The following is a 23,912-nucleotide window of genomic DNA, read 5'->3' as shown; positions in this document are numbered from 1 at the left end:
AGTTACAGCAGATTTCATTTATAAGAGGTACAAAACTTACAAAACACGATCATAAAACTCTTGTGGGGTGGGCATACTTCGACAAGCTCAGTACAAGTCTTGCTCGCCAATAGTGTACCTCATTACACCAGAAAGTGCTGTAATTAGAGATCAAATAGATGAGAAAAGTTTAACAAGTTTAATTTGATAATTAACCAGGGAAAGAAAACCAATGATCAACAATAATCATCATTCTAGTCAGAAAAAAGTTGCTATTCTCGTTGAACAAGCAGTAGAAGATTTAGAATTTATAATTCCTTGTCACGCACTCAAACAAGCGGGAATGGATGTAGTAGTTTTGGGTTCAAGGATGAATGAAAAATATAAGGGTAAAAGGGGAAAACTGAGCGTACAAGCTGATGGAACAACAACAGAAGCTATAGTTGATGAATTTGCAGCAGTGGTTATTCCTGGGGGTATGGCTCCTGATAAAATGCGGCGTAATTGTCACACAGTTTGCTTTGTGCGGGAAGCCATGAAACAAGGTAAATTAATAGCCGCAATATGTCATGGACCACAGGTTTTAATTGAAGGTGATTTACTCAAAGGTAAACAAGTAACTGGGTTTACTGCTATTCGTAAAGACATCAGCAATGCAGGAGCAAATTATATAGATGAGCCTGTAGTTGTGGATGGTAATTTGATTACATCTCGTGAACCTGGAGACTTGGCAATTTTTACAACTGCACTTTTAAAACGTTTAGGTTATGGTGGTAAAGATGCTAATTTGCCTGATGAAAAAGACACAAGTGTAGAATGGTGGAAATTAGCTGATGCTTGGGGTGGTTCAACCAAGAATGAAATTGTTAAAGGTTTAAATATTGCTTTAGGTGGAGAACGTTATTCTTTAGAAGCTCTAGAAAAGTATCTAGAAAAAGAATCTGAACAGGAGGTAAAAAACCTGTTTCAAGAAATGATAATTAATAAGCAAAGTCACATTCAAAAACTGGAAACTTATCTGCATAGATTACATGAAAAACCATCTTTTGGCGCTAATATTGCTAATCAATATGCTAAGGTAAAATCTGCATTGACTGGTAGTGATGATATCTATCAAATTCGTTGTGCATTGGGTGATGTACAAACAGGTATTGGTGATGTTAGCCATTTGTCGGCAATGTATACTGACCCAGTAGCAACGGCAATTTTTAAAGAAATTCACAATGATTTAGGTAAATATGAACAGCGATTAGTTGAACTATATCGTTCACGAATTGCCGCTGGTATTAAGCCTCCTAAACCTACTTCTAGTGCTGCTGTTGTCTAAGGATTTAGTATTCAACAAAAACCCTATTAGCAAGGATAATTATGAATCGTCTTTTTAAGAGTTTTCAACGTCTAATTTTACGTCTGCTAGTCATCTCTTTTGTGGTATTTGCCTTTTTTGGTTTCCAAGCTTTTAGCTCTAGTAATGCTATGCTATTAGCACAAGCTGATACCGTGATAACTCCAGAAGGTACTTATTATAAAGGTACTCCTGATCAAGAAGCAATCAGAAATGAGCAGCCCCTAGAAAATACTCAAAGACAACTTCAAGAAACTGCTGATAATATTAGAGAAAAACTCAATCTTGATGAACCTATTCCTGAATCTACCAGACAGTTTTTAGAAGATGTACGCACAAATATTGACAAAAGTTTAGAGCCAATTACTGGTGATAAACCAGGTTATTATCAAGAGAATATACCACCAGAAAGAATATTGAGAGACAAGAGATAAAGCAAGATGTGATGAGTTAGGAGTCCTCACTCCTGTCTTCATTAAAGTTCAAAATACTTCAAATTTAATGCTGTTTGCGGTCTAAAATATTATGAGTGATACAAGTGTTAAAAAAGTAGATTCTGCCTATTCTCCCACAGGTAAACTTGGTCAAAAGTATTTGGCATCGGGAAAAACTGTTTCGATGCGACTATGGGAAAATGAAGAACCAGGTGAGGAAAAAGTACCAACTCAACGGGAATATGAAACTGTTGGTTATGTAATTGATGGACAAGCAGAATTAGATATTTCTGGGCAGACAATTTTACTAGAAAAAGGTAGTTCTTGGGTTGTACCAAAAGGTGCAATTCATTCTTATAGAATTCTGCAACCATTTACAGCAGTTGAAGCGACGAGTCCCCCGGCTCAAATTCATGCTAGGGATGAAAATTAAATATAAAAGATAAAAATATCAAAGGTGTAGGATGTAGATCCCCGACTTCTGTGAAAGGTTGGGGATTTATTTTTGCAGATTATTGATATTTTTGTTGTTTTGTTGTAATATCATTTCTGAAAATTTACCAAGATATCTATAATTTATTGTTTTCATCATGTTGAATTTAACTAAAGTTAAACCTCCTGATATTAATGCTATCGTTAATTTAACTCTTCCACTTACCGCTGAAGAACGCACCCGTAGCCGTCACAAATTTACATTAACAGATGGAAAGGAGGTTTTTTTGCGTTTACCGAGAGGTACCGTTTTACATAATGATGATCTTCTCACTGATGAAAATCAAAACAATTTCATCAGAATTATTGCTAAACCTGAACCTGTTTTGACTGTGGTTGCACACACACCTTTACTCTTATTAAGAGCAGCTTATCATTTGGGTAATCGTCATGTACCTGTGGAAATTACTCCTAATTATTTACGCTTATCTCCCGATTCAGTTTTACGCACAATGTTAGAAAAGTTAGGGTTAGAAATTAAGGAAGAAGTTGTACCTTTTCAACCAGAATTAGGCGCTTATGGAGGAGCTTATGGACACCATCACTCTCACTCATAGTCATTTTTTATCTATTTTACAGTTAGCTAGTCCGGCTTTACCTGTGGGAGCTTATAGCTATTCTGAAGGTTTGGAAATGTTGGTAGAAAATGGTACTATTAATAATAGTAATAGCTTAAAAAATTGGTTAGAAGCTGAGTTGAATTATGGGTCAATTCGCATAGATGTATCTGTGATGATTAGAGGTTTAGAAGCTGCAAAAATGGGAAATTTAGCAGATTTAAAACGATGGAATTTGTGGTTATCTGCGGTGAGAGATACAGAAGAATTACGCGCTGGTAGTTGGCAAATGGGGCGATCGCTCATCCAATTATTAAGTAAACTTGCACCAGAAACTTTACCATTAGCTACCGCTGTGGGTTATCCTTGCAATTATGCGATCGCCTTTGGTATTGCTTGCGCTCATTGGCAAATTAACACTGATGCGGCATTATTAGCATATCTGCATAGTTGGGCAAATAATTTAATTACCGCTGGAGTCAAACTCATTCCCCTTGGTCAAACTGCTGGACAAGAATTATTATTAGAATTGCAAACATTATTAAATATTACAATGTCAGAAATTCTCACCTTAGAAGATGATAATTTAGTTTGTTGTAGTTGGGGTTTATCCCTAGCTAGTATGCAGCATGAAACTCAATATACAAGGTTATTTAGAAGTTAGGGGAGAGGTGACAGGTGACAGGTGACAGGTGACAGTTATCTGTTATCTCTATTCCCAATAACTAATGACTAATGACTAATAACTAATAACTAATAACTAATGACTAATTCTATGAATGCTTTTCGAGTTGGGGTAGCTGGACCCGTAGGTTCTGGAAAAACAGCTTTAGTAGATGCTTTGTGTAAAGCACTGCGAGAAAAATATAAATTAGCGGTTGTTACCAATGATATTTACACTCAAGAAGATGCACAATTTTTAGTGCGTTCTCAAGCATTGGAGAGCGATCGCATTTTAGGAGTAGAAACAGGAGGTTGTCCCCATACTGCTATTCGTGAAGATGCTTCCATGAATTTAGCTGCAATTGAACAACTAGAAGAAAAATTTATAGATTTAGATTTAGTTTTTTTAGAAAGTGGTGGTGATAATTTAGCCGCTACCTTTAGTCCTGAATTAGTTGATTTAACAATATATGTCATAGACGTTGCTGCTGGGGATAAAATTCCCCGCAAAGGTGGTCCAGGTATCACTAAATCAGATTTATTAGTCATTAATAAAATTGATCTTGCACCATTCGTTGGAGCAGATTTAAACGTCATGGAAAGAGATGCAAAAAAAATGCGTGGAGATAAACCCTTTATTTTCACTAACTTAAAAACCAAAACCGGTTTAGCGGATGTGATTCAATTCATTAGCACACAAATCTGCTAAATTTGGAAATTTTATATTTTTTTTACTTTTAGATCCCCAACTTCTTAAAGAAGTCGGGGATCTGAGTATGATAGGTATTTTTGTAATATAAATTTATATTTTTTTATATTTTGCTGCATTCTAGTCGTTTGTAAATAAACAATGCTATGATATCCGTCAAATCACCAATAATACATAGATGTTTCCTAGAACTTCGATTCAGTAATGCTAGGTAATCTGTTTTTACCTTGTAGGGGCGAAGCATTCGGGTGATAACCTATAGCTGAAACCAGTTCATATTCTGTCCGAATGTTATGCCTCCGGCACGCTACGCGAACGCCCTTACGATTAATGAATTGGTGTTCTAGAACATCTGAATATTGGTCAAAATATTAATATTACTCAAAATTTTTGATGAGGACTTAGTGATGACAGTCGATTATTCCAAAGCAGTGAAAATGGCAGTGTGCTGTCAAGAAATTTATCAAGACTTCTCTAAAATAGCCTTTAGCGGCTGGACTGAAAAACCAATTTTGATTAGCGACAAAACTACCGATACTCAATTGGCAATTTTAGCAGATTCCTCAGCAGTAACTATAGTTTTTCGTGGTACTGAATCAAGAATGGACTGGCGATATAACTTCGATACTGGCAAGATAAGTAAAGACATTGATCAACAGAAGAAAAATAAAGAATTTGATGAGAAAATAATTCAACAACAAATTGTTGCCAAAACCGAGCAGATTTACCCATATAAAAAAGGCAACAACTCTGGACCACTCATGCATTCTGGTTTTAGCAATGCTTACCTTTCCGTTAGAGATCAGATTCATCAATATATCAAAGATAATCAGACTGCTAATATCATTGTCACAGGCCATAGTTTAGGAGGAGCATTAGCAACCTTATGTGGTGTAGATATTCAATATAATTTTCACCCTCAATTATCTTCCTTAGAAGTCTATACATTTGGCTCGCCCAAAGTAGGCAATAAGAAATTTTGTCAATCTTATAATCAGAGAGTTCCTAACACTTATCGCTTTATTTATGGCATGGATATAGTACCTGCATTACCCAGATGGTGGCAAGGAAGATATGGTCATGTAGATCAACAATTACGACTAGGACCTTGGTTTAGTTTCAACTTCATTTCTGCACGAGTGAAAGATCATGATATCCGCAATTATATTAGGTTGCTAGCAAAAACACTGAACTAATTCTGAAAATTCAAAATAACCTGTTATCAATTGACAATTGTCAATTGTCAATTGATAATTGTTTATTCAGCCATCAGCATCTGCAAAAATGACTCACCACATTTTACAAGCTACCAAAGAAACTGTACATTTAGGTGGCTTTTCTCACCTCTTAAAACCAGTATTATTTGTTGATTCCCATGACACAATAGACATAGAAACATACACAGGTTATTACGTTTACGAGAAAGCACCTTCAGAATTTCTCACACCAGAATTTATTGATATCTGTGAAAATTTACCACCAGAACGCAAAATAGCACCCGGACCCCATTTACTCACCGGACCAATTTACATCCACAATGCACAACCAGGAGATGTTTTAGAAGTACAATTAGAGTCAATTTCACCGCGTTTACCTGTTGGTTTTAACACTATTCGTGCAGGTTGGGGAGCATTACCACAGCAGTTTTTTCAACCTGCGTTAAGATTTATTACCCTCGATTTAAAAAATAATTTGGCCGAATTTCCACCCGGTTCAAATATCAAAATTCCCCTCACACCTTTTTTTGGCATTTTAGGAGTTGCTACCCCAGAAAATAACCGCAATTCTATACCTCCAGGTGCTTATGGAGGGAATATTGATAACCGTCAATTACAAGCAGGTGCAAAATTATTTTTACCAATATATGTTCCTGGTGCATTATTTTCTCTTGGTGATGGACATTCTGCACAAGGAGATGGGGAAGTGAATGTAACTGCTATTGAAACATCTATGAATGGTAGAATTAAACTCATATTACGTAAAGATTTACAACTAACAACACCCATAGCGGAAACTCCTACAGATTTCATCACAATGGGTTTTGCAGAAACATTAGATGATGCTTTGGAAGTGGCGTTAAAAAATATGATTGATTTTCTAGAACGTTTTGCCAATTTATCACCAGAAGATGCTTATGTTTTATGTAGTTTAGCGGTAAATTTTCATATTACTCAAGTGGTGAATAGTCCACAAAAAGGGGTTCATGGAATGTTATCTAAATCTATTTTACCCAAGCTCAGTTTATAGGTGAATATTCAATAATTGATAATTGATAATTGATAATTTTACTCTATTTGTTCCAAAAAGTTATTTTTTTTATACAGTTGTTTTAAAGATAATTCAAGGTTAATTGATGCAAGTTTGAAAATAGCATCTTCTGTTTCATACTCTGTCAAAAGCCATTGATTTTCATTATTTTTCACATATTGCATTACATAATATTTATATTGATCAATCAAAATATATTCTTTAAATTCGGGAATTGAACGATAATAAAGAAATTTATCACCCCGATCATAGTCTTTTGTAGATTTAGATAAGACTTCGGCAATTAATAAAGGATTGGTGACAATTGTGGTGTTTGTACTATAATAAATAGGTTCACCTTCTATCACCATAACATCAGGATAAGTAAATTCTCTATAACGTGGTATCCACAGTTTTACATCTCCAATATAAACTTCATAGTCTAAATCATCTAACGCTAAATTCAGGCTAGTTGCTAAATTTAATGCCAGTTTATTATGATTTGTTGTTCCGCCAGTCATTGGTATAATTTCTCCATCTCTATATTCATTTTTGTACTCTGATTTTTCTTCCAGTTCTAAATATTCTTCTGGGGTATAGTAGGCTTTAACAGTTTTGATTTCTTGGATAGTTGTTTGTAGTTTCATAGGTTTATTTGTCTCAATGATAATTTCACGATTTCAAGATTTACACGATTAAAATAATTCGGAAATGGGAAATTGTCTTTGTTTATCTAATTCTTGTATCCGCATTTTATCAGCATATATAGCATCTGCATAAGATTTATATTTATCTGGTTCTGCTTGTGGATCAATTTTTTTCCACAGTTCCATAAAATGACGATAACGTTTTTCTCTTAACACTCGTTCCATACAAGCTAAGGTTGCTTGTACAACTTGGGGAGTTCTTAATATTTCTGTTTTGTTTTTCTCGTTTAAATGAAATACATGAGATACTATTTTTAAATCTTCTTCCAATTCTAAATACCGATTTTGTAATTTAGAAATTAAATCAAGTTCTTGTAAGGGAAATTCTAAACTTTGTTGCCACAAAAAGCGATGATGAGAAAGACTAAATTCTAAATTTCTTTCTTCTAATTCCTCAAATATTACTTGACGTTGTTCAGCACAATGTAAAAATATCCGCAATAATAACGCCTCCGCTTGTTCTAATAAACTGCGTTCAGTGGTTACTAGAGATAGCTTTGGCGTTTTTGACTCTGGTTTGCGTAAACGCAAAGGTGGAGTTTGCACACTAGCAGGTGCAATTTGAGTTAGTAGGTTCTCAACTCTTAGGGGTATTAATCTAGTGTCACCTAAGCTGAGTATTTCTGCACAGTAGGAAATATAATAATTAAGTGTATCACTATTAACGATTTTCTGCAAGAGTTTAACTATTTCTTTTGTAACGATTTGAAAATCAGTAGCTTGTTTTAAGTCTCTATCTTTAATAATTTCCTCTATTTGCCAATTTAACCACAGTGGTGCATTTGCTAATAGTTGCTGATAATCTGCTGCTGTATGACTATGCAAATATTCATCCGCATCTTTACCGTCGGGAATGTTGAGAATTTTTAACTGTACTTCGCCTTTATATGCTAAGGTGGCAATTTCACCAATAGCTCTTTCTGCGGCATTAATTCCAGCTTTATCTGCATCAAAATTAAGTATTAATTGTTTGGAATCTGAGTAACGCAATAATAGCCGCACTTGTTCTATACTTAATGCTGTACCCAGGGATGCAACGACGTTATTAATTCCTGCTGCATGAAGGGCGATCGCATCAAAATATCCCTCTACAACTACCCCTTGATCGGATTTAGAAATACCATCTTTGGCTTGATCTAAAGCAAATAAAGTTTTACCTTTACTAAATAATTCGGTTTCCGGTGAATTTAAATATTTTGGTTGTTCATCTGTTAAAGTTCTGCCACCAAAAGCAATTACTCTTCCTTGAACATCCCGAATAGGAATCATTAACCTATCTCGAAATACATCATAACAACCTCCCCCTTCTTTTCTCGGTTTAATTAAACCAGCTTTTTCTACCAACTGCACAGGATAATTTTTATTATCCACCAAATAACGATATAAAGTTTCCCAACCAGGGGGAGCATAACCTAAACCAAATTGTTGAATTGTTTCTATTTTAAATTGCCGATTTTCCTGTAAATATTGCATCGCTTTTTGACCCAAATTTTGCCTTAAAGCGTGTTGATAAAATTGGGCTGTAGATGCTAAAATTTCATATAATTGCTCACGTAAAGATATCTGACGTTGTAATTCTTGTCTTTGTTCAGGTGCTAAAGTTTTAACAGGTACTTGATAACGTTTTGCTAAATCTAAAACGACTTCTGCAAAATGTCGTTTATTCAAATCCATGACAAACTTAATGGCATTACCCGCAGCTTGACAACCAAAGCAATAATACATCTGCTTGCTTGGACTAACCGTAAAACTAGGGGTTTTTTCATCATGAAAAGGACATAACCCGACAAAATCTTTGCCTCGTCTACGTAAAACTACGTTATCTGAGACAACATCAACAATATCAGCCCGGTGTTTAACTTCTTCTATTGTATCTGGATGTAAACGGGGGATTTGCATTTTTGGGTGATTGGTGATTGGTGATTGGGGAGAAATATTTACCTTCTGCCTCCTGCCTCCTGCCTTCTGCCTCCTGCCTTATTATAATTCTTGATCCCAAACCCAAAATAATCGCTAAAATTGCATAGTGCTGGAGCTTAACAACGGGAATAATTAAAAATGGGACGTATTTTTATTTCGGCCGCGCATGGAGGTAGGGAAGCTGGCGGAATTGATCCTGGTGCGATCGCAGGTGGTACAACTGAAGCCAGAGAAATGATTCTGTTACGGGATTTAATTGTAACAGAACTGCGGGCGCGTAGTGTGGAAGTTTTAGCTGTTCCAGATGATTTAAGTGCTGCCCAAACTATTACCTGGATTAATTCTCGCGCTCGTTCTACTGATGTCGCCTTAGAAATTGAAGCTGATGCTGCTAGTAGTCCTACGGTTAGAGGTGCTAGTGTTTACTATATTGCCAGCAACAATCAACGCAAGCAAAATGCAGAAACGTTACTCATGGGATTGTTGCGTCGTGTACCTCAATTACCTAATCGCGGAGTCAGACCAGATACAGACAGCGGCTTCGGTAGTTTACAATTCTGTCGCCGCACTACTCTACCGGCTTTAGTTATGCAAGTAGGCTTTCTCAGCAGTCCAGACGATCGCAATTTATTACAAACTCGTCGTCGTGATTTTGCATTAGGAATTGTTGACGGATTAATAGCCTGGAGTCGAGGAGTTGATCCAAATCCGGGAACTCCTGTAGAACCAAATTATCCACCAATTAATATTAACATCAATGGGCAAAATTATCCAGAACAAGGGGTATTAATTAATGGTAATTCCTATATTCCCATTGACTTAGTAGATCGGTTACGGATTGATTTATCAAGATCGCCTAATGTTAACCGTGTTACTTATCGCCGCGTAGTTTATATCAAAGCTATCGAACTGCGAGATTTTAATATTTCTATTAGTTGGGATAGTGCAACTCGTACTCTTAAACTCCGTTCAATTTTAACTATTTGTCCTGCCCACATTGAGCAAATTATTTCTAATGGAAATACCACAGAAGTACAGCTACAAATCTTTTTGCGGAATAACAATGAAAACGCTCTAGTGCAGTTTCCTGACATTCCTAAACTTTATCGGGAAGAAGCGATCATGGAAGGCGTAAATCATGATCTTGCCTTTTGTCAAATGTGTTTAGAAACCGGCTTTTTACGTTTTGGAGGAGACATTAAACCTCAACAAAATAACTTTGCTGGTTTAGGAGCAATAGGTGGTGGTTCAGAAGCAGCATCTTTTCCTAGTGCCAGAATAGGAGTGAGAGCGCATATTCAACATTTAAAAGCCTACGCTAGTTTAGAACCTTTAGTACAACAAGAAGTAGATCCTCGCTTTAGATTTGTGACTAGGGGTGTCGCTCCTTCTGTTGATCAACTATCAGGAAGATGGTCCGCAGATTTAGATTACGGAACTAAAATTAAAGCCTTGTTTAAAAGACTTTATGAATCAGCAGGATTGATTTAATTAGTTATCAGTTATCAGTTTATCTGCGTTCTCTTGATCTTCTGGAAAAAAGATTTTTATCAATAAAGGGTGGTCTATTCTCAACATTATTGAGAATGAAGTCAATAATGTAACGAATTTTCGTTATTTCAGCTAGGGTGGTTGACAGTGTTCTGAGTTTTTGCTATAGTCATTTTATGTTTAGAAATCTGTCCGCGCCATATATAACAGGTTTTGAGTTGTCTGTTTGAAAATATCCCCGACTTGGGAAGCAGAGGATGATAACTGGTTTCCAATTACGAATTACCACATCTAAATTAGCTGTAATTATACTTAAAATAAAGTATTAATAGTTACTATTGTAGTGCAATAGAAATTAAACCAAAGGCAGCCGCCAAATGGAAGCATAGCAAGTATAATTTATATCGCAAAGTATGTAATTATTATTTAAGTGATTTTGTCACTGATATACAATTGAAAATAAGTAAGTCGGCTTGAAAAAACCGAGGTATGTTACAAAATGTACAATCCCTCAAAGTCTCTTCACTCTTGCCTTGTCTCAACGATAAATTTCCACGCCTACCTACTTACAATGAGTGAAAAATTGGCTAAATTTACTAAAATTAACAATATTCAATATTGACATTACGTCAAATGTGCTTATTATTATAGTCATGACCTATGCAACTGCCACATTAACAGGGTGCATCAGATATCAAAAATCTGTTTATTTACATGATTTATGCCGTCTAGCACATATTACAAAAGTTTCTATGGTGTAATACTTGCATAAGTCATAATAGATAAAAATAGCGTGCTTGTTACATCGATCTAAGGTTCTAATAGTACGGGATAACACGGGCTATTTTTAGCTAATTCTTTCCTATTAGTGAATGCACGAAATTGTCTGAATATTCACCAATCATTGAATCAGAACAATGATTTGATCGCGTCTGACTAAGGCGTGAAATTCTACTGAGGGATAGGCGCTCCCATGCTCTTATTTTTCATTGAGGTAGAGGGTGAAGTCTAGTTTTGTCTAAGTTTGAGATAGCAGTTCACAATTCAACAAACACCAAAAGGATTTTTATGGTTTTTACTCGCAGAAATGTATGGGCTAAAGGTGGGAATTTCAATGATCCGGTTTTGTACTGGTACGCCCGGGGTGTTAGAATCCTCCGATCCAAGGAAATTTCAGATCCCACAAGCTGGGAATTTTTAGCTGCTATTCATGGTTTTGATCCCGTATTATGGCACGTTGAAGGCTTCCTGACCTTGAGAGAAAAGTTACCACCTTATTGGGTACAAAGCCTTTACTGGAAACAATGCCAGCACGGAAGCTGGTACTTCTTACCTTGGCATCGTGGCTATTTGCTGTCATTTGAAACAATAGTGCGTGAAGCCATTAAAGAGGCCATGATTGCAGACGAGAAGAAAGGTATCAAACTTACTTACCATTGGACAGATTGGGCTTTACCTTACTGGAACCCCGCAGATTTAAATGATCATCGTGCAGTAGGAATACCACCAGCATTTACCAGTAAGTATATGCCAGATGGGTCTGACAATCCCCTGTATATAGAACAACGGTACGGGCGACTAATCGAGTTTCCAAATACAATTGCTAACGCATCAAACGACCAAGATAAAGAAGAGGCAAAGAAAAAGTATGAACAGCTAAAAACACAAGCGCTAAGTCTAGAACAGGTATTGACTGAACCCAATTTTATAGGAACAAGTCTCTCTTCAGTTGGTTTTGGAGGCTTAAAAACCAATTTTTCCCATGAAGCTACAACCTTTGGTAAAATTGAGAGTAGTCCACATAACAACGTTCATGGTCTTGTTGGTGGCGGTGAAGATCCGAAGACCAAGCGACGTGGTGGACTGATGGCCGACCCAGTAACCGCAGGTCTTGACCCTCTATTTTGGTTGCACCATGCCAATGTTGACCGCTTGTGGGAAGTTTGGGTCAACCGTAATCCGAATCATAAAAACCCATATTTGCGACCTCTTCTAGAAGAAACCAAAGAAAACGAATCGGACAACCAAACAATAAAAACATTCAACAGAACACAAAAAGAGTGGCTCGATGGTCCGGGTGAACGTGGCTTTATGGTACCTTTGACATCTGGACAAACCTGGGAGTTCAGACCAAAGGATGTTGTCAATACCTTGAAACTGCAAGTAGATTACCAGTATAATCTCAGTTATGAATATGATGACATTTCAGATCCTCTAAAAGGTCTTCCTAGTAAGAGTACAGGACAAGGTGCTAAAATGATTGGCGCTAATCTCACTGGGCTAGAATTAAAAGAAAAAAACAGAACTTCGACATTCATTCAAATAGATCCTCCTGCCTCCTTTGTTCCCTCCGAAGTTAGGTTTTTCCTGCGTCTGGAGAACATCACCAGCGACAAGGATGGTAGGATAATTAACGTGTATATTAATCTTCCTCCAGGTGCTCCACATACTGATTATCCTGATCTGTATGCGGGTAGTATCTGCTTTTTCGGTGTTCGCCAAGCATCCGTAGGTGGGGGATTAGGAGTTACAGAAGTTTTTGAAATTACCGATATCATTGCTAAACTCCAACTTCGGCAATTTAAAACCCTTAAAGTTTCTTTCATCCCACTAAATGACAACACTCCACCCGATGATATAAAAGTGGAGCAAGTAGCCCTGTATAGTGAGACGGTTTAAGACAAAGCAATGGGAATCAGATTAAGTCGCTACATATCATTTATTAGTGAGCCTCCTCTACCGACGCTGGTGAAAGTTTCCCTGATTGCTTGGGGGGTGATGTTGCTACCAGGAGAACTTCATCAGGTAATGTCAGGACGGATGATTGCTGTCTCAGTTCACGGGCATAGCCAGATGATTCACTCACTAGATGGTATCCTCTCTTTCCACTCCCTGGCAATAATGGTATTGTATTGGCTGGTGATGTTGGTTGCTATGATGTCTCCTGCGTTAGCCCAACCAATCCGTCACCTTTGGGGACGTAGCTTAACCCAGCGGCGTTGGATTGCCATTGTTTTGTTTCTCATTGGCTATGTCACTATCTGGATTCTGGCAGGTGTGATATTAATGCTTGTTGCCCCTGGGCTGAGGTTTCTTGTGGGCGAGGGATGGCTTGGTGCTTCTGGTGTCGCTTTAGTATTAGCTATTTTTTGGCAGTCCAGCCCGTGGAAGCAGTCCTGCTTGAACCACTGCCATTGGACTCCTCGCCTTTCACCTTTTGGACTAGCGGCTAATTTAGACTGCTGGCGCTATGGGATGGTTAATGGCCTTTGGTGTGTAGGAAATTGTTGGGCTTTAATGCTCTTACCTCTAACTGTCTTACAAACACACCTGATGATTATGGCTGTGGTAACTTTAATACTAATGTTTGACCGATACCGTCCCGTTCGTCCTATAAAATGGCGGATTCCCTTTGAGGAAGAAATCCTGTACAAGCTGTCACAACTTATTTGTGACTATCAACTATGGCGTAGAAAGAAATTGACGATTGATTAACTCATTGTGTAGTTAATGCAAAAATGTAGAGATGTTATATAGAACGTCTCTAGAATAGACCACTGGTAACATAAGATGTAGGGACAATTCATGAATTGTCCCTACATCTTTTTCGGAGATGTCTTATAGACATCTCCAGAAATTACATAAGTGGTTTCCAGAATTTATCAAGGTTTTATCTTTATTCAGCAAACCCTAATCACGAATTATATACTTCTTCCATTTTATTAGCTGTTCTGTAGTCTGGTGTCGGGTGTCCAAGCTTGCATATTGTCTGAATCAGGATAACCAGGATTAAAGGATTTTCAGGATGTGATTGATAAATTGGTAGTGGGGATTTTTTGATGTGGATGAAAATGACGATGTTGGAAGTTGAAAATTTTACTATATATGCGCCCACAGATTTCCACTCATAACATAAGTGTAAAATAATTATTTCGACTTGTCAAGACTAAATTTGTGAGAATCAGGATAACCATGATTAAAGGATGTACAGGATGTAAGTGATAAATTAGTAGTAGGGATTTTTGATAAAGTGCGATTGCGCCGCAGTGCCGGAGGCGATCGCCAAAAAACCTCTTTCCTCTGTGTTTTCTGCGCCTCTGCGGTTCATTAAAAAATCTAACTAAGAACATAAACTTAACATCCGCGTTTATCTGCGTTCATCTGCGTTTAATTGTCAGAATCAGGATAACCAGGATTAAAGGATTTTCAGGATGTGATTGATAAATTGGTAGTGGGGATTTTTTGAATGTGAGTGAAAATAACGATGTTGAATATTTAAAAGTTTACTATATCTGGCTCCACAGATTCCCACTCATAACATAAGTGTACAACAAATTTTGCGACTTGTCAAGTCTTGAAACTAAAAAAATGAAGAATCCTGATTCTGACAAGAGGTAGGTTACAGTGCAAATTTAGTTACACTCCTAACCCACCTACAGATCAAACCTCAATAGATGTCTCTGTTTCCTCGGATTCAGGAGTGCTTTCCTTAACACGACGAATAGGTAAATTTGCGATTAATGCGGTTGTGCGTTGGTTGCTTTCTAAAGAAAACTCCAAACCATCTGTTTCAATTTCTACATAACGACAGACAATTGCTAGGATTTCTTGGCGCATTTTTTCCAAGGTTTGGGCATCTAAGTCTGCTCGGTCGTGGGCTATAACCACTTGCAGACGACGTTTAACTTCGGTGCGACTGGTGTTTGGTGTGCGAACAAAAAGTTTTTCTAAAAGTTCAAGAATCATTGCTGGCTAGGTTATAAGGCGGGAACTGAAAAAAAATTAAACAATCTTTGTCCGTAACAACTTGCGTAACCGGGAAAATAAGTTGTCGTTGGGGGAGTCAAGATCAAGAAATTCAATAGTTTCCCCTTCTAATCTACGAGCAATGTTTTCAAAGGCTGAGGCTGCCAAAGAAGGAGTTTCCGATAATACTAAGGGTTCGCCTCGGTTAGTAGAGACTATTACACGCTCGTCATCAGGGACTACCCCGATTAAGGGAATGGCGAGAAGTTCCTGAACATCCTGTACAGACATCATATCATTTGCCCGTACCATTGCCGGTCTAATCCGGTTGATGATTAAATGAATCTTTTTCACACCTTGGGCTTCTAATAATCCTACTACCCGGTCAGCATCACGAACTGCGGAAATTTCGGGGGTGGTGACAATGAGTGCTTCTTTGGCTGGGGCGATCGCATTTTTAAACCCCATTTCAATCCCTGCGGGACTATCTATGACTACATATTGGTATTTTTGCGCTAGTGCATTTACTAGCAGTTTCATTTGGTCTGGTGTTACTGCGTCTTTGGTGCGATTTTGGGCTGCTGGTAGCAGTACCAGATTCGGTTGTCGTTTATCTTTGACTAAAGCTTGATCTAAACGACACTCTCTAGCTAATACTTCTACTGCTGTGTAGACAATGCGGTTTTCTAGTCCTAGCAACAAATCTAAATTTCTCAGACCAAAATCCGCATCAACTAAGGCCACTTGTCGCCCGATTTTGGCTAAAGCCATACCCAGATTTGCGGAAACCGTGGTTTTACCCACTCCTCCTTTACCGGAGGTAATTACAATAATACGACTCATAACAGCAATGCGCTCGATTAGGGTTGGTGGAAATAATACTAAATATTTAGAGAATATTTAGAAATAGTTATAGCAGTAGACGGGGCGCTGATCACATCAATATATGATGAAACTTCCAGCATTATCAGGTTTTACTCCTGATTCCTGCCATAGAGACTTTGATTAATTTTGCTTAACTGACTGCGAGAAAAATCAGTAGCTTTGGCAATACGGATACCTTCGGGTGTGATATGTGCCACTTCTGGGAAAAAATGTGTTAGTGATTTTTCAGGCGCTCTAGCTACTGCATCAGCGATTCGCAGTTGGGTTGGTTCCATTTGCAAAGCCATAATTAGACAATCACGATTTCCCCCAGCGCCGGCATGAGCTACCCCCCGCAAACGCCCCCAAACGAGAATATCACCATCTGCAACCACAATACCACCAGGGTTGATATCTCCCAAAATAATCACAGTGCCGGGATGGCGAATTTCTCCACCTGATCTTACTGTCATTTCTAGATAGAGCGCATCTGCTAGAGGTTTGGGACTTGGTTGAGCGTCAGCGGTGAAGGATGGTTGTAGTTGGATTTGTTCGACAGAATAACCTAATGTACAAGCGGCGATCGCTGTTTGTCTACGACTTGTGGCAACTGATTTTAACTCTAGTTGCAGTTCCTTTAAAGTTTCTGCCAGTTCTTGCAGTTGTCTTGAGTCTAATAAGCGGTCTTTCGCTACCAAATGTACTATAGTGTTAGGTATACGTAGGCGATCGCTACCATTGAGCCGCTGTCTCATTTGTTGCCAAATCTCGGACGAGCTGAAATCGGAAGCCGTTACTTGAGATTCTGTTGGCAAAATTAATAATAGTCTTCCCTCCTCAGTTTTTAATTGAACTTGAATATTATTGTTGTTATTATTTCCTGTTGATACTAACTCATCACTGTTCAGATCAATTAATTCAAAATTGGTTGTTTCTGTTTTCTTCTCTTCAGATTTTTCTTGAGATTTTTCTTCAGAATTAGAATCTACCTTCCCATCTGCATTAGCTTGTAAATAGGCAAGAACAGAATTTAGCTCTCCAGTGGGAATGATAGAATCACTATCTTTAACATCTACATTACTATCTGCCTCTTTATCAACAGGTTTGGCTTTTTTTTCCTTTCTATGATTATTCATAGAGATTGATTCTGCATCGGTAAGTGCAGAATTTGACTCCATTTCCAAATCTTTTGGTGATTTCTTAGAATCAGAATTCATTCGTAATTGATTGGTGATTGGTGATTGGTGATTCTATTTTGGATTTTGGATTTTGGATTATATTTCATGAATTAATCTAAAATCTAAAATCTAAAATTCTCCTGACTCCTGACTCCTGATAACTGATAACTGATTACTGATTAGTCAATCTTTGATAAATTGTAGCCAAGGCATCAGCATTACCGACATTACCGGGAAATAAAACCACAGGTAAATTAGGAAACTGAGGATGATCAGATGGTGTAATTACCATTGAACAACCGGCTAAAATTTGACCTAATAAACGAGCAGAAGTTAAATTTAAACCTGTACTCAAGACATCATTAGAAGTTATACCCCCCTTGCTGATTAAAAATCCTATATCAGCTGGTAAACCCTTTACAATATCCATTAGTAAAGCCGAAACTCTTGCCCCAAAGTCTAACCTAGTTTTGACATCTTTAAAAGTCAATTCCTGACGGCTAGTATAAACTACTGGTGTTTTACCAGCGTTATGTACTCCCTGGACTTGTTCTAGAATCTCGGTTAGCAGTTTAGCAGATTCATTGACTCCATCATCTAGTAATCTTCCCACATTAACTTCTATCCCTACCGTTCCCGCAACTGTTAACAGTGATTCTAACTGTTGAGTTGTCTTTTTCACATGAGAACCAACAATAACTGCACCCGGTTTACCACCACGCACATATTCTGCCATATTTTCAGCAGCTATGGGTTGGGGGGGTAAAGCAGCTAAAGCTGTTAATATACTAGCAGCGGAACGGAATAAAAAGCGTTTACCTTGACTTGCGGCTGTTAATATATCTACCGCAAAGGTGTTAAGATCCGCTTGAATTTCTCCATCAACTACCCCACACTGGTTATCATGCAGTTGCAATAATCTTTCTAAGCATCCTTTACGGATATCATCAAGTAAAAATCTGGTGACAGTAGCTTCCTTGATGCGTCCTTTGGTTTTTTCTTCTACATACTTGGGCAGGTAGCTGTAATTGTAACTAAAAACAGAATCACGAGCAAATTCTGTTTCATGTACGGGGGTGGGTACACCATCAATAATTAAATAATGGATGCTGTCGCGGGTAATTCTACCACCTTCAAAAAATGCCGGTACGAGAAAATGAGCGTCAAAAGGTCCGAGTTCTTCGGCAATGACATCGGTTTCTATGGGATAATGACCGCGTAAGGTAGAGTCAGAACGACTAACTACGAGAAAATCCTCGATGTTTTCTGCTTCTAAGGCGATTTTCAGGTTATGACAAACTTCTCTGGTGACATTTGCTGCATCTTCTGGGGTAAGCGATCGCGTGTTGGTTAAAATAAAGAAAATAGGAGCATCATCTTTTAAACCTAAACGCAAGGTTTCCACATCCCAGCGCATTAATAACAAACAACTGTGAACGGTTTGAGAACCGGTGGGATCATCATCTAAAACGATTATTTTGGGTTGGTTATTCATGGAGTATGTTAATGGTGGTAAATATTCTACATTTAAAATATGATGACATTTTTTTGAGATTTTTCAATTATTTTTGCATATCTAAATTTAACTGCAATCATTGATTTAAGATCAGCATTGAGCCGTCAGCTATCAGCAGTCAGCAAAAACCTGAAACTATCAATAATAGGCTGTAAATTGCTCTTATTAAATCTCGTGTAATTGGACAAACCTGGAGCATCTTTGTTATTAACTCAGTCTCTCTCTAGATAATAGCTGATTACTGATTACTGATTACTGATTATTTTCTATATCTGATAATAATTCTTCTTCACTAAAATAAATTAAATACACTCCATAATCATTTAATTTGTGAATAAAATTCACTCTTTATACTCCTAATAATGCAGCAGCCATACCAGAAGAAAGGCGGTTCATTTCATATAATTTTACAGCCATTGCCCATTTTGCTTCTTGTTCAAATTGTTCTCTAGTTTTACCAACAGCATCAGGTAAAGTTTCAGGATAGTTAATTTTAAGTTGCAAAGACATTTTTTATAGGAAAGCTACATAATTAATTGTACAATATATATTAGGTTATGAAGACTCTGTAATAGCATTCCCAGTCTGAGACTGGGAACGAGTTAACAAGTTACAACCCTATAACTAAGGATACAAACCCCTATCAGTCAAAGCTTGTGCCACTCTACCCACGCCAAGGGTATAAGCAGCCAACCGTAAATTTACTCGGCGCGTCTGTGCTTGTTGCATCACTTGACGGTAAGCATTTACCATCAAATGTTCCATTTCTCGGTTTACTCTCTCCTCATCCCAGAACAAATAAGAAAGACCTTGCACCCATTCCAAATAACTAACTACTACCCCCCAGCATTGGCTAAAATATCCGGTAAAACGGTTACTCCACGGTCTTCTAAAACTCGGTTAGCTTCCAAAGTCACAGGTCCATTAGCTGCTTCAGCAATCATTTGCGCTTGAATCTGATGCACATTTTCTTCCGTAATTTGATTTTCTAAAGCAGCAGGAATTAATACATCACAAGGTAAAGTGAGTAAATCTGCGTTACTAATGGGTATAGCTTGGGGAAAACCTACCACACTGCGACGATTTTCCGCAGCATAAGCTTTTAAAGCTGGAATATCAAGCCCAGTTTCCGCATATACACCCCCAGCACCACTGGAAACCGCAATAATTTTCGCCCCGGCTTGGTATAACAATTCAGCCGCAGCACCCCCCACATTACCGAAACCTTGAATAGCAATTTTTACATCTGCCAGGGATTTACCTTGATCTGCCAAGGCTTCCCGGACAATAATCATTACACCCCGCCCCGTAGCCATTTCCCGACCCAGAGAACCACCCACAGAAAGCGGTTTACCAGTAACAACACCGGGTACAGCATGACCCATATTTACAGAATAAGTATCCATCATCCAGGCCATTTCCCGCGCAGATGTACCCATGTCTGGGGCTGGTATATCTACTGATGGTCCGATATCTTTAATTAACTCACTGATATAACGGCGACTAATTCTTTCTAATTCTCCCACACTGTATTTTTTCGGATCTATGGGAATACCACCTTTAGCACCACCGTAGGGAATACCTAACAACGCACATTTCCAAGTCATCAACATCGCTAAAGCGGAAACTTCCCGTAAAGTCACCGCTGGATGGTAGCGAATACCACCTTTATATGGTCCTAAAATATCCGAATGTTGTACCCGATGTCCGGCTAAAACCCGCACTTCCCCATTATCCATTTTGACGGGTATGGAAACTGTGACGACTTTCCGGGGATGGCTGAGAATTTCTAATAAACCAGGATCTAATTTTAACTCTTTACCTGCCCATTCTAAATAACTACAAGCTTGATCAAACGGGCAAATATGGGCTGGGGAATGATTTTCCCACACTGGGCGCGAGGTTGTAACCATAACATTTACTCCTCATCACGGTACTTTGGTGAACCGGATATGTAAGGTTAGCTTACCCTGTTTTTTTGAAAAAATATGAATTTTGTAGTTTTCGTTACAATTTTTTAGTTTTATTTCTGCATGGTGGCAACTTGGCCAGAATTAACAAATATATTACAATTGTTTAAGTTTTATTAAATAAATAAGTTAAACACAACATGAAAACCCAAGACAACAAATTACAAAATCAATTACCTTTACCACCTGGAAACTTTGGTTTACCTATCATTGGTGAAACAATTAGTTTTTTAACAGATAAAAACTTTGCCAATAAACGACAAAAGAAATACGGCAACGTTTTTAAAACTAATATCTTTGGTTCTCCTACAATTATGATGATAGGAGCAGACGCAAACCGCTTTATATTTAGTGGTGAAAATCAGAATTTTACAATTCAATGGCCTAAGACTGTTTCAGAATTGCTTGGTCCTGCATCTTTAGCAACACAAACTGGAAGCATTCATCAAACCAGACGTAAATTATTAGCTCAAGCATTTCAACCCAGAGCTTTAGCTAGTTATGTACCAGGAATGGTGGAAATTACTAATAGCTATTTACAAAAATGGGTAAATTTAGGTCAATTAACCTGGTATCCTGAAATCAGACAATATACTTTTGATGTAGCTTGTAAATTATTAGTAGGAACAGATACTACTAATGATGCTCATTTTGCGGAATTATTTGAAGAATGGTGTCAAGGTTTATTTACTCTTCCTATTCGTTTACCTTGGACTAAATTTAGTAAAGCTTTAAAAAGTAGAGAATTGTTATTAGCAAAAATTGAGAAGATTATTTTACAACGTCAAAAGCAACCAAGTTTAGAAAATTCAGAAACAGATGCTTTGGATTTGTTGTTAAATGCTAAAGATGAAGATGGTAATAGTTTGAGTGTAAATGAACTCAAAGATCAAATTTTGACATTATTATTTGCTGGACATGAAACTTTAACTTCGGCAATGTCTTCTTTTTGTTTGTTGTTAGCACAAAACCCGGACATTTTAGCAGCAGCAAGAAAAGAACAACAACAAATAAATTTTACAGGTGCGCTCACATCTGAACATTTAAAAGAAATGACTTATTTAGACCAAATACTCAAGGAAGTTTTGCGAGTTATTCCTCCTGTTGGTGGTGGTTTTCGTTCTGTAACTAAAACTTGTGAATTTAATGGATATAGTATTCCTCAAGGTTGGAGTATACTATATCAAATAGGGAAAACCCATCAGGACGAAACTATCTATAAAGATGCCCAAAGTTTTGACCCTCAAAGGTTTGGTGTAGAGAGAAATGAGGATAAATCTAAACCCTTTAGTTATGTTACCTTTGGTGGGGGAATGAGAGAATGTATAGGTAAAGAATTTGCTAAGTTGGAAATGAAAATATTTGCTGCGTTGCTGTTGCGTGGTTATGAATGGGAACTTGTACCAGGACAAAATTTAGATTTAAAAATGACACCCACACCTCAACCCAGTGATGGTTTAAAGGTGGTTTTCCGTTCTATTTAAGTTGATTTAATTTTTAGTAATTTGTTGGGTTGCGCTATCGCTTAACCCAACCTACATTAATTAAATGAATATTTCTGGTGTAAAACTCCCATGTAAACTGTATGGAATATGATGTTTAAGGTGTAATTTTGCGATCGCACCTTTTGAAAAATCCTGAGCATCTAAAATCACTACATCTGAACGATGATGTTCAGCATCATAAACTAAAGCTATTACCCAACCTTCATCTTCTTGTTGAGAATTAGGACGAGGAATAAAAATTGGTTCACCCATAAAACCCCGTGGTGCTGCACTCCAAATTTCTCGCTTTTCTGTTTGTAAATCTACTTTCATGATTGCTTGTAAGGGTGCATTTCCTGTGGGGTTATGTGCCGCAGCAATGTACAAATAACGGTATGGTCTACCTACATTATTCGGGTGAATAGTGGGAAATTCAGAAGCACGCTTATCTATTAATTGACTTTGCACTTTTTTCTCTGACAAATTAATATCAAATCGCCAAAGTTGTCCTGGTGCATTAGTGTCAAAGTTGGTTTTTAGATAATCAGTATTTGGTTCTACTTCTGGTAATGATTCATAGCAAATTGAATCAATGATAATTTCAGTTTCCACTTCAAAAGCATTGACATGATGGAAAATAAAACCTGCTTGAGTTTCTAAAGTTCTGACTTCTTCTTTTTCAGCTTTACTATCTTTGCGGGGAATAATAATGATTTTTGTGGGTTGATTTTTTTGAACTTTAATACATTGTCCTGCACTGGCCATTCCTAAAGCGAAAGGTATGGGGTTAAAATTAACCGGGTTTTGAAAGAAGATACAGTAATTTTCGGTAATTACAAAATCATGAATAAAGCAAAAACCAGGAACACTATGATTTTGTTTGCTGATAATTTCGCCGTTGGTATTGAGTTCAAAAATTGTAATTGTGGTTGATAGTCCTGGTTTAATGGCAAAGTTAACTAATTTACCGTTGGGATCTATGCGGGGATGGGCGCTAAAAGCTTCACCTTGGGATAATACACCATTGAAATATTCGTTTCCTAATGTTTCTAAAGTTTGCGGGTGCAATAAATAAGGTTCTGCTGCTTCCCATAATGCTAATAGTTTTTTACCCCAATAGATAACATTAGTATTAGCAATATGTTTGATTTTAAAATCAAAGGCGTTAGCTAACCAACCTCCTGGTTTTTGTGTACCAAATACGCCACGATAAAGAATTTTACCAGCTTTTTTTTCTGCTAAATAACCTTCTGTTTCTACAAATCTATTACGAAAATGAGCGCGTCCGTTGGTAAATGTGATTTTACTGATCATCCCGTCACCATCAAAGGGATGATGCAATCTTTGTCCGTTGATATCTAATAAACCGGGTCCATTTCTCAATAGTGTTCCTTGTAGTTCTGCGGGTATTACCCCTTCTATTTCATCAATCCAATAATCATATTCTTGTTTTAGTGATTCATATCCTTTTTGCCAATCTTCACGAGTATAGGATTTTGGTAAAGTTTGGTTTTGTTGATTTTTTAATGTTTGCATATTTGAGAAAATGATTTCTTGGATTTTTTGTAATGTGTTGGGAAGTTTAAATCCTATGGTTAGGGCTGTATGGT

Annotated in this window: 20 protein-coding genes and 2 pseudogenes; 12 read left to right on the top strand and 10 right to left on the bottom strand. The window is 37.4% G+C overall.

The features are described 5' to 3' along the window. Positions 1-211: 211 nt before the first annotated feature. The 8 genes from IQ237_RS19120 (at position 212) to IQ237_RS19085 (ending at position 6,426) form a co-directional block, all read left to right on the top strand. Positions 212-1,306, top strand: a complete 1,095-nt coding sequence (locus IQ237_RS19120) for a type 1 glutamine amidotransferase domain-containing protein (RefSeq protein WP_194058016.1) — start codon at positions 212-214, stop codon at positions 1,304-1,306. A gap of 41 nt (positions 1,307-1,347) precedes the next feature. Continuing rightward, the gene (locus IQ237_RS19115) at positions 1,348-1,758 is read left to right on the top strand and encodes a hypothetical protein (protein WP_194058014.1); all 411 of its coding nucleotides are present in this window, start codon (positions 1,348-1,350) and stop codon (positions 1,756-1,758) included. A 91-nt stretch (positions 1,759-1,849) separates the two neighbouring features. Further along, positions 1,850-2,191, top strand: a complete 342-nt coding sequence (locus IQ237_RS19110) for a cupin domain-containing protein (RefSeq protein ID WP_194058012.1) — start codon at positions 1,850-1,852, stop codon at positions 2,189-2,191. A 157-nt stretch (positions 2,192-2,348) separates the two neighbouring features. Continuing rightward, positions 2,349-2,807: an urease accessory protein UreE gene (ureE, locus tag IQ237_RS19105; RefSeq protein ID WP_194058010.1), complete on the top strand. Its 459-nt coding sequence runs from the start codon at positions 2,349-2,351 to the stop codon at positions 2,805-2,807. Further along, a complete protein-coding gene (locus tag IQ237_RS19100; RefSeq protein WP_194058009.1) occupies positions 2,782-3,471 on the top strand; it encodes an urease accessory protein UreF in 690 nt (229 codons plus the stop codon). Before ureE ends, IQ237_RS19100 begins: the two co-directional genes overlap by 26 nt. Positions 3,472-3,582: 111 nt before the next feature. Further along, positions 3,583-4,179, top strand: a complete 597-nt coding sequence (gene ureG / locus IQ237_RS19095; protein ID WP_194058039.1) for an urease accessory protein UreG — start codon at positions 3,583-3,585, stop codon at positions 4,177-4,179. 407 nt (positions 4,180-4,586) lie between these two features. Next, entirely contained in the window at positions 4,587-5,375 is a 789-nt protein-coding gene (locus tag IQ237_RS19090; RefSeq protein WP_194058007.1) for a lipase family protein, read from the top strand. Between the two features lie 88 nt (positions 5,376-5,463). Then, complete coding sequence (locus tag IQ237_RS19085) at positions 5,464-6,426, top strand: acetamidase/formamidase family protein (RefSeq protein ID WP_194058005.1); 963 nt, start codon at positions 5,464-5,466, stop codon at positions 6,424-6,426. A gap of 38 nt (positions 6,427-6,464) precedes the next feature. Here IQ237_RS19085 and IQ237_RS19080 read toward each other — a convergent pair whose 3' ends face one another. Both IQ237_RS19080 and dnaG read right to left on the bottom strand, forming a co-directional pair. Continuing rightward, on the bottom strand, positions 6,465-7,073 hold the full coding sequence (locus IQ237_RS19080) for a Uma2 family endonuclease (protein ID WP_194058003.1): 609 nt from the start codon (positions 7,071-7,073) through the stop codon (positions 6,465-6,467). Positions 7,074-7,121: 48 nt separating this feature from the next. Then, a complete protein-coding gene (dnaG, locus tag IQ237_RS19075) occupies positions 7,122-9,032 on the bottom strand; it encodes a DNA primase (protein ID WP_194058001.1) in 1,911 nt (636 codons plus the stop codon). Positions 9,033-9,191: 159 nt separating this feature from the next. On the opposite strand from dnaG, the gene IQ237_RS19070 reads away from it, so the two are divergent. Continuing rightward, positions 9,192-10,544, top strand: a complete 1,353-nt coding sequence (locus IQ237_RS19070) for an N-acetylmuramoyl-L-alanine amidase (RefSeq protein WP_194057999.1) — start codon at positions 9,192-9,194, stop codon at positions 10,542-10,544. A 1,014-nt stretch (positions 10,545-11,558) separates the two neighbouring features. After that, on the top strand, positions 11,559-13,223 hold the full coding sequence (locus IQ237_RS19065) for a tyrosinase family protein (protein WP_228020484.1): 1,665 nt from the start codon (positions 11,559-11,561) through the stop codon (positions 13,221-13,223). 43 nt (positions 13,224-13,266) lie between these two features. On the opposite strand, the gene IQ237_RS19060 is transcribed toward IQ237_RS19065, so the two are convergent. After that, complete coding sequence (locus IQ237_RS19060) at positions 13,267-13,410, bottom strand: hypothetical protein (protein WP_194057995.1); 144 nt, start codon at positions 13,408-13,410, stop codon at positions 13,267-13,269. Between IQ237_RS19060 and IQ237_RS19055 the strand changes: the two genes are divergently transcribed. Beyond that, on the top strand, positions 13,398-14,039 hold the full coding sequence (locus tag IQ237_RS19055) for a DUF2182 domain-containing protein (protein ID WP_194057993.1): 642 nt from the start codon (positions 13,398-13,400) through the stop codon (positions 14,037-14,039). The genes IQ237_RS19060 and IQ237_RS19055 overlap by 13 nt on opposite strands. Positions 14,040-14,984: 945 nt before the next feature. On the opposite strand, the gene minE is transcribed toward IQ237_RS19055, so the two are convergent. The 6 genes and pseudogenes from minE to IQ237_RS19025 form a co-directional block, all read right to left on the bottom strand. After that, positions 14,985-15,290 (bottom strand): cell division topological specificity factor MinE, encoded by a 306-nt coding sequence (minE, locus tag IQ237_RS19050; RefSeq protein WP_194057991.1) that lies wholly within the window; start codon positions 15,288-15,290, stop codon positions 14,985-14,987. 36 nt (positions 15,291-15,326) lie between these two features. Then, on the bottom strand, positions 15,327-16,133 hold the full coding sequence (gene minD, locus IQ237_RS19045) for a septum site-determining protein MinD (RefSeq protein WP_194057989.1): 807 nt from the start codon (positions 16,131-16,133) through the stop codon (positions 15,327-15,329). A 131-nt stretch (positions 16,134-16,264) separates the two neighbouring features. Continuing rightward, positions 16,265-17,371, bottom strand: a complete 1,107-nt coding sequence (gene minC / locus IQ237_RS19040; protein ID WP_194057987.1) for a septum site-determining protein MinC — start codon at positions 17,369-17,371, stop codon at positions 16,265-16,267. A gap of 133 nt (positions 17,372-17,504) precedes the next feature. Next, a complete protein-coding gene (locus IQ237_RS19035; protein ID WP_194057985.1) occupies positions 17,505-18,827 on the bottom strand; it encodes a four-carbon acid sugar kinase family protein in 1,323 nt (440 codons plus the stop codon). A 273-nt stretch (positions 18,828-19,100) separates the two neighbouring features. Next, positions 19,101-19,358: pseudogene (locus tag IQ237_RS19030) on the bottom strand (UPF0175 family protein). A gap of 114 nt (positions 19,359-19,472) precedes the next feature. Next, positions 19,473-20,761, bottom strand: a pseudogene (locus tag IQ237_RS19025) (Glu/Leu/Phe/Val dehydrogenase). Positions 20,762-20,958: 197 nt separating this feature from the next. Between IQ237_RS19025 and IQ237_RS19020 the strand changes: the two are divergent. Next, complete coding sequence (locus IQ237_RS19020; protein ID WP_194057983.1) at positions 20,959-22,302, top strand: cytochrome P450; 1,344 nt, start codon at positions 20,959-20,961, stop codon at positions 22,300-22,302. A 60-nt stretch (positions 22,303-22,362) separates the two neighbouring features. Here the strand turns inward: IQ237_RS19020 and IQ237_RS19015 are convergent, their stop codons facing one another. Next, a complete protein-coding gene (locus IQ237_RS19015) occupies positions 22,363-23,838 on the bottom strand; it encodes a carotenoid oxygenase family protein (protein WP_194057976.1) in 1,476 nt (491 codons plus the stop codon). Positions 23,839-23,912 lie beyond the last annotated feature (74 nt).

This window comes from Sphaerospermopsis sp. LEGE 08334 (genome assembly GCF_015207205.1).
Classification (GTDB): Bacteria; Cyanobacteriota; Cyanobacteriia; order Cyanobacteriales; family Nostocaceae; genus Sphaerospermopsis.
This window is presented reverse-complemented; position numbering and strand designations above follow the sequence as displayed.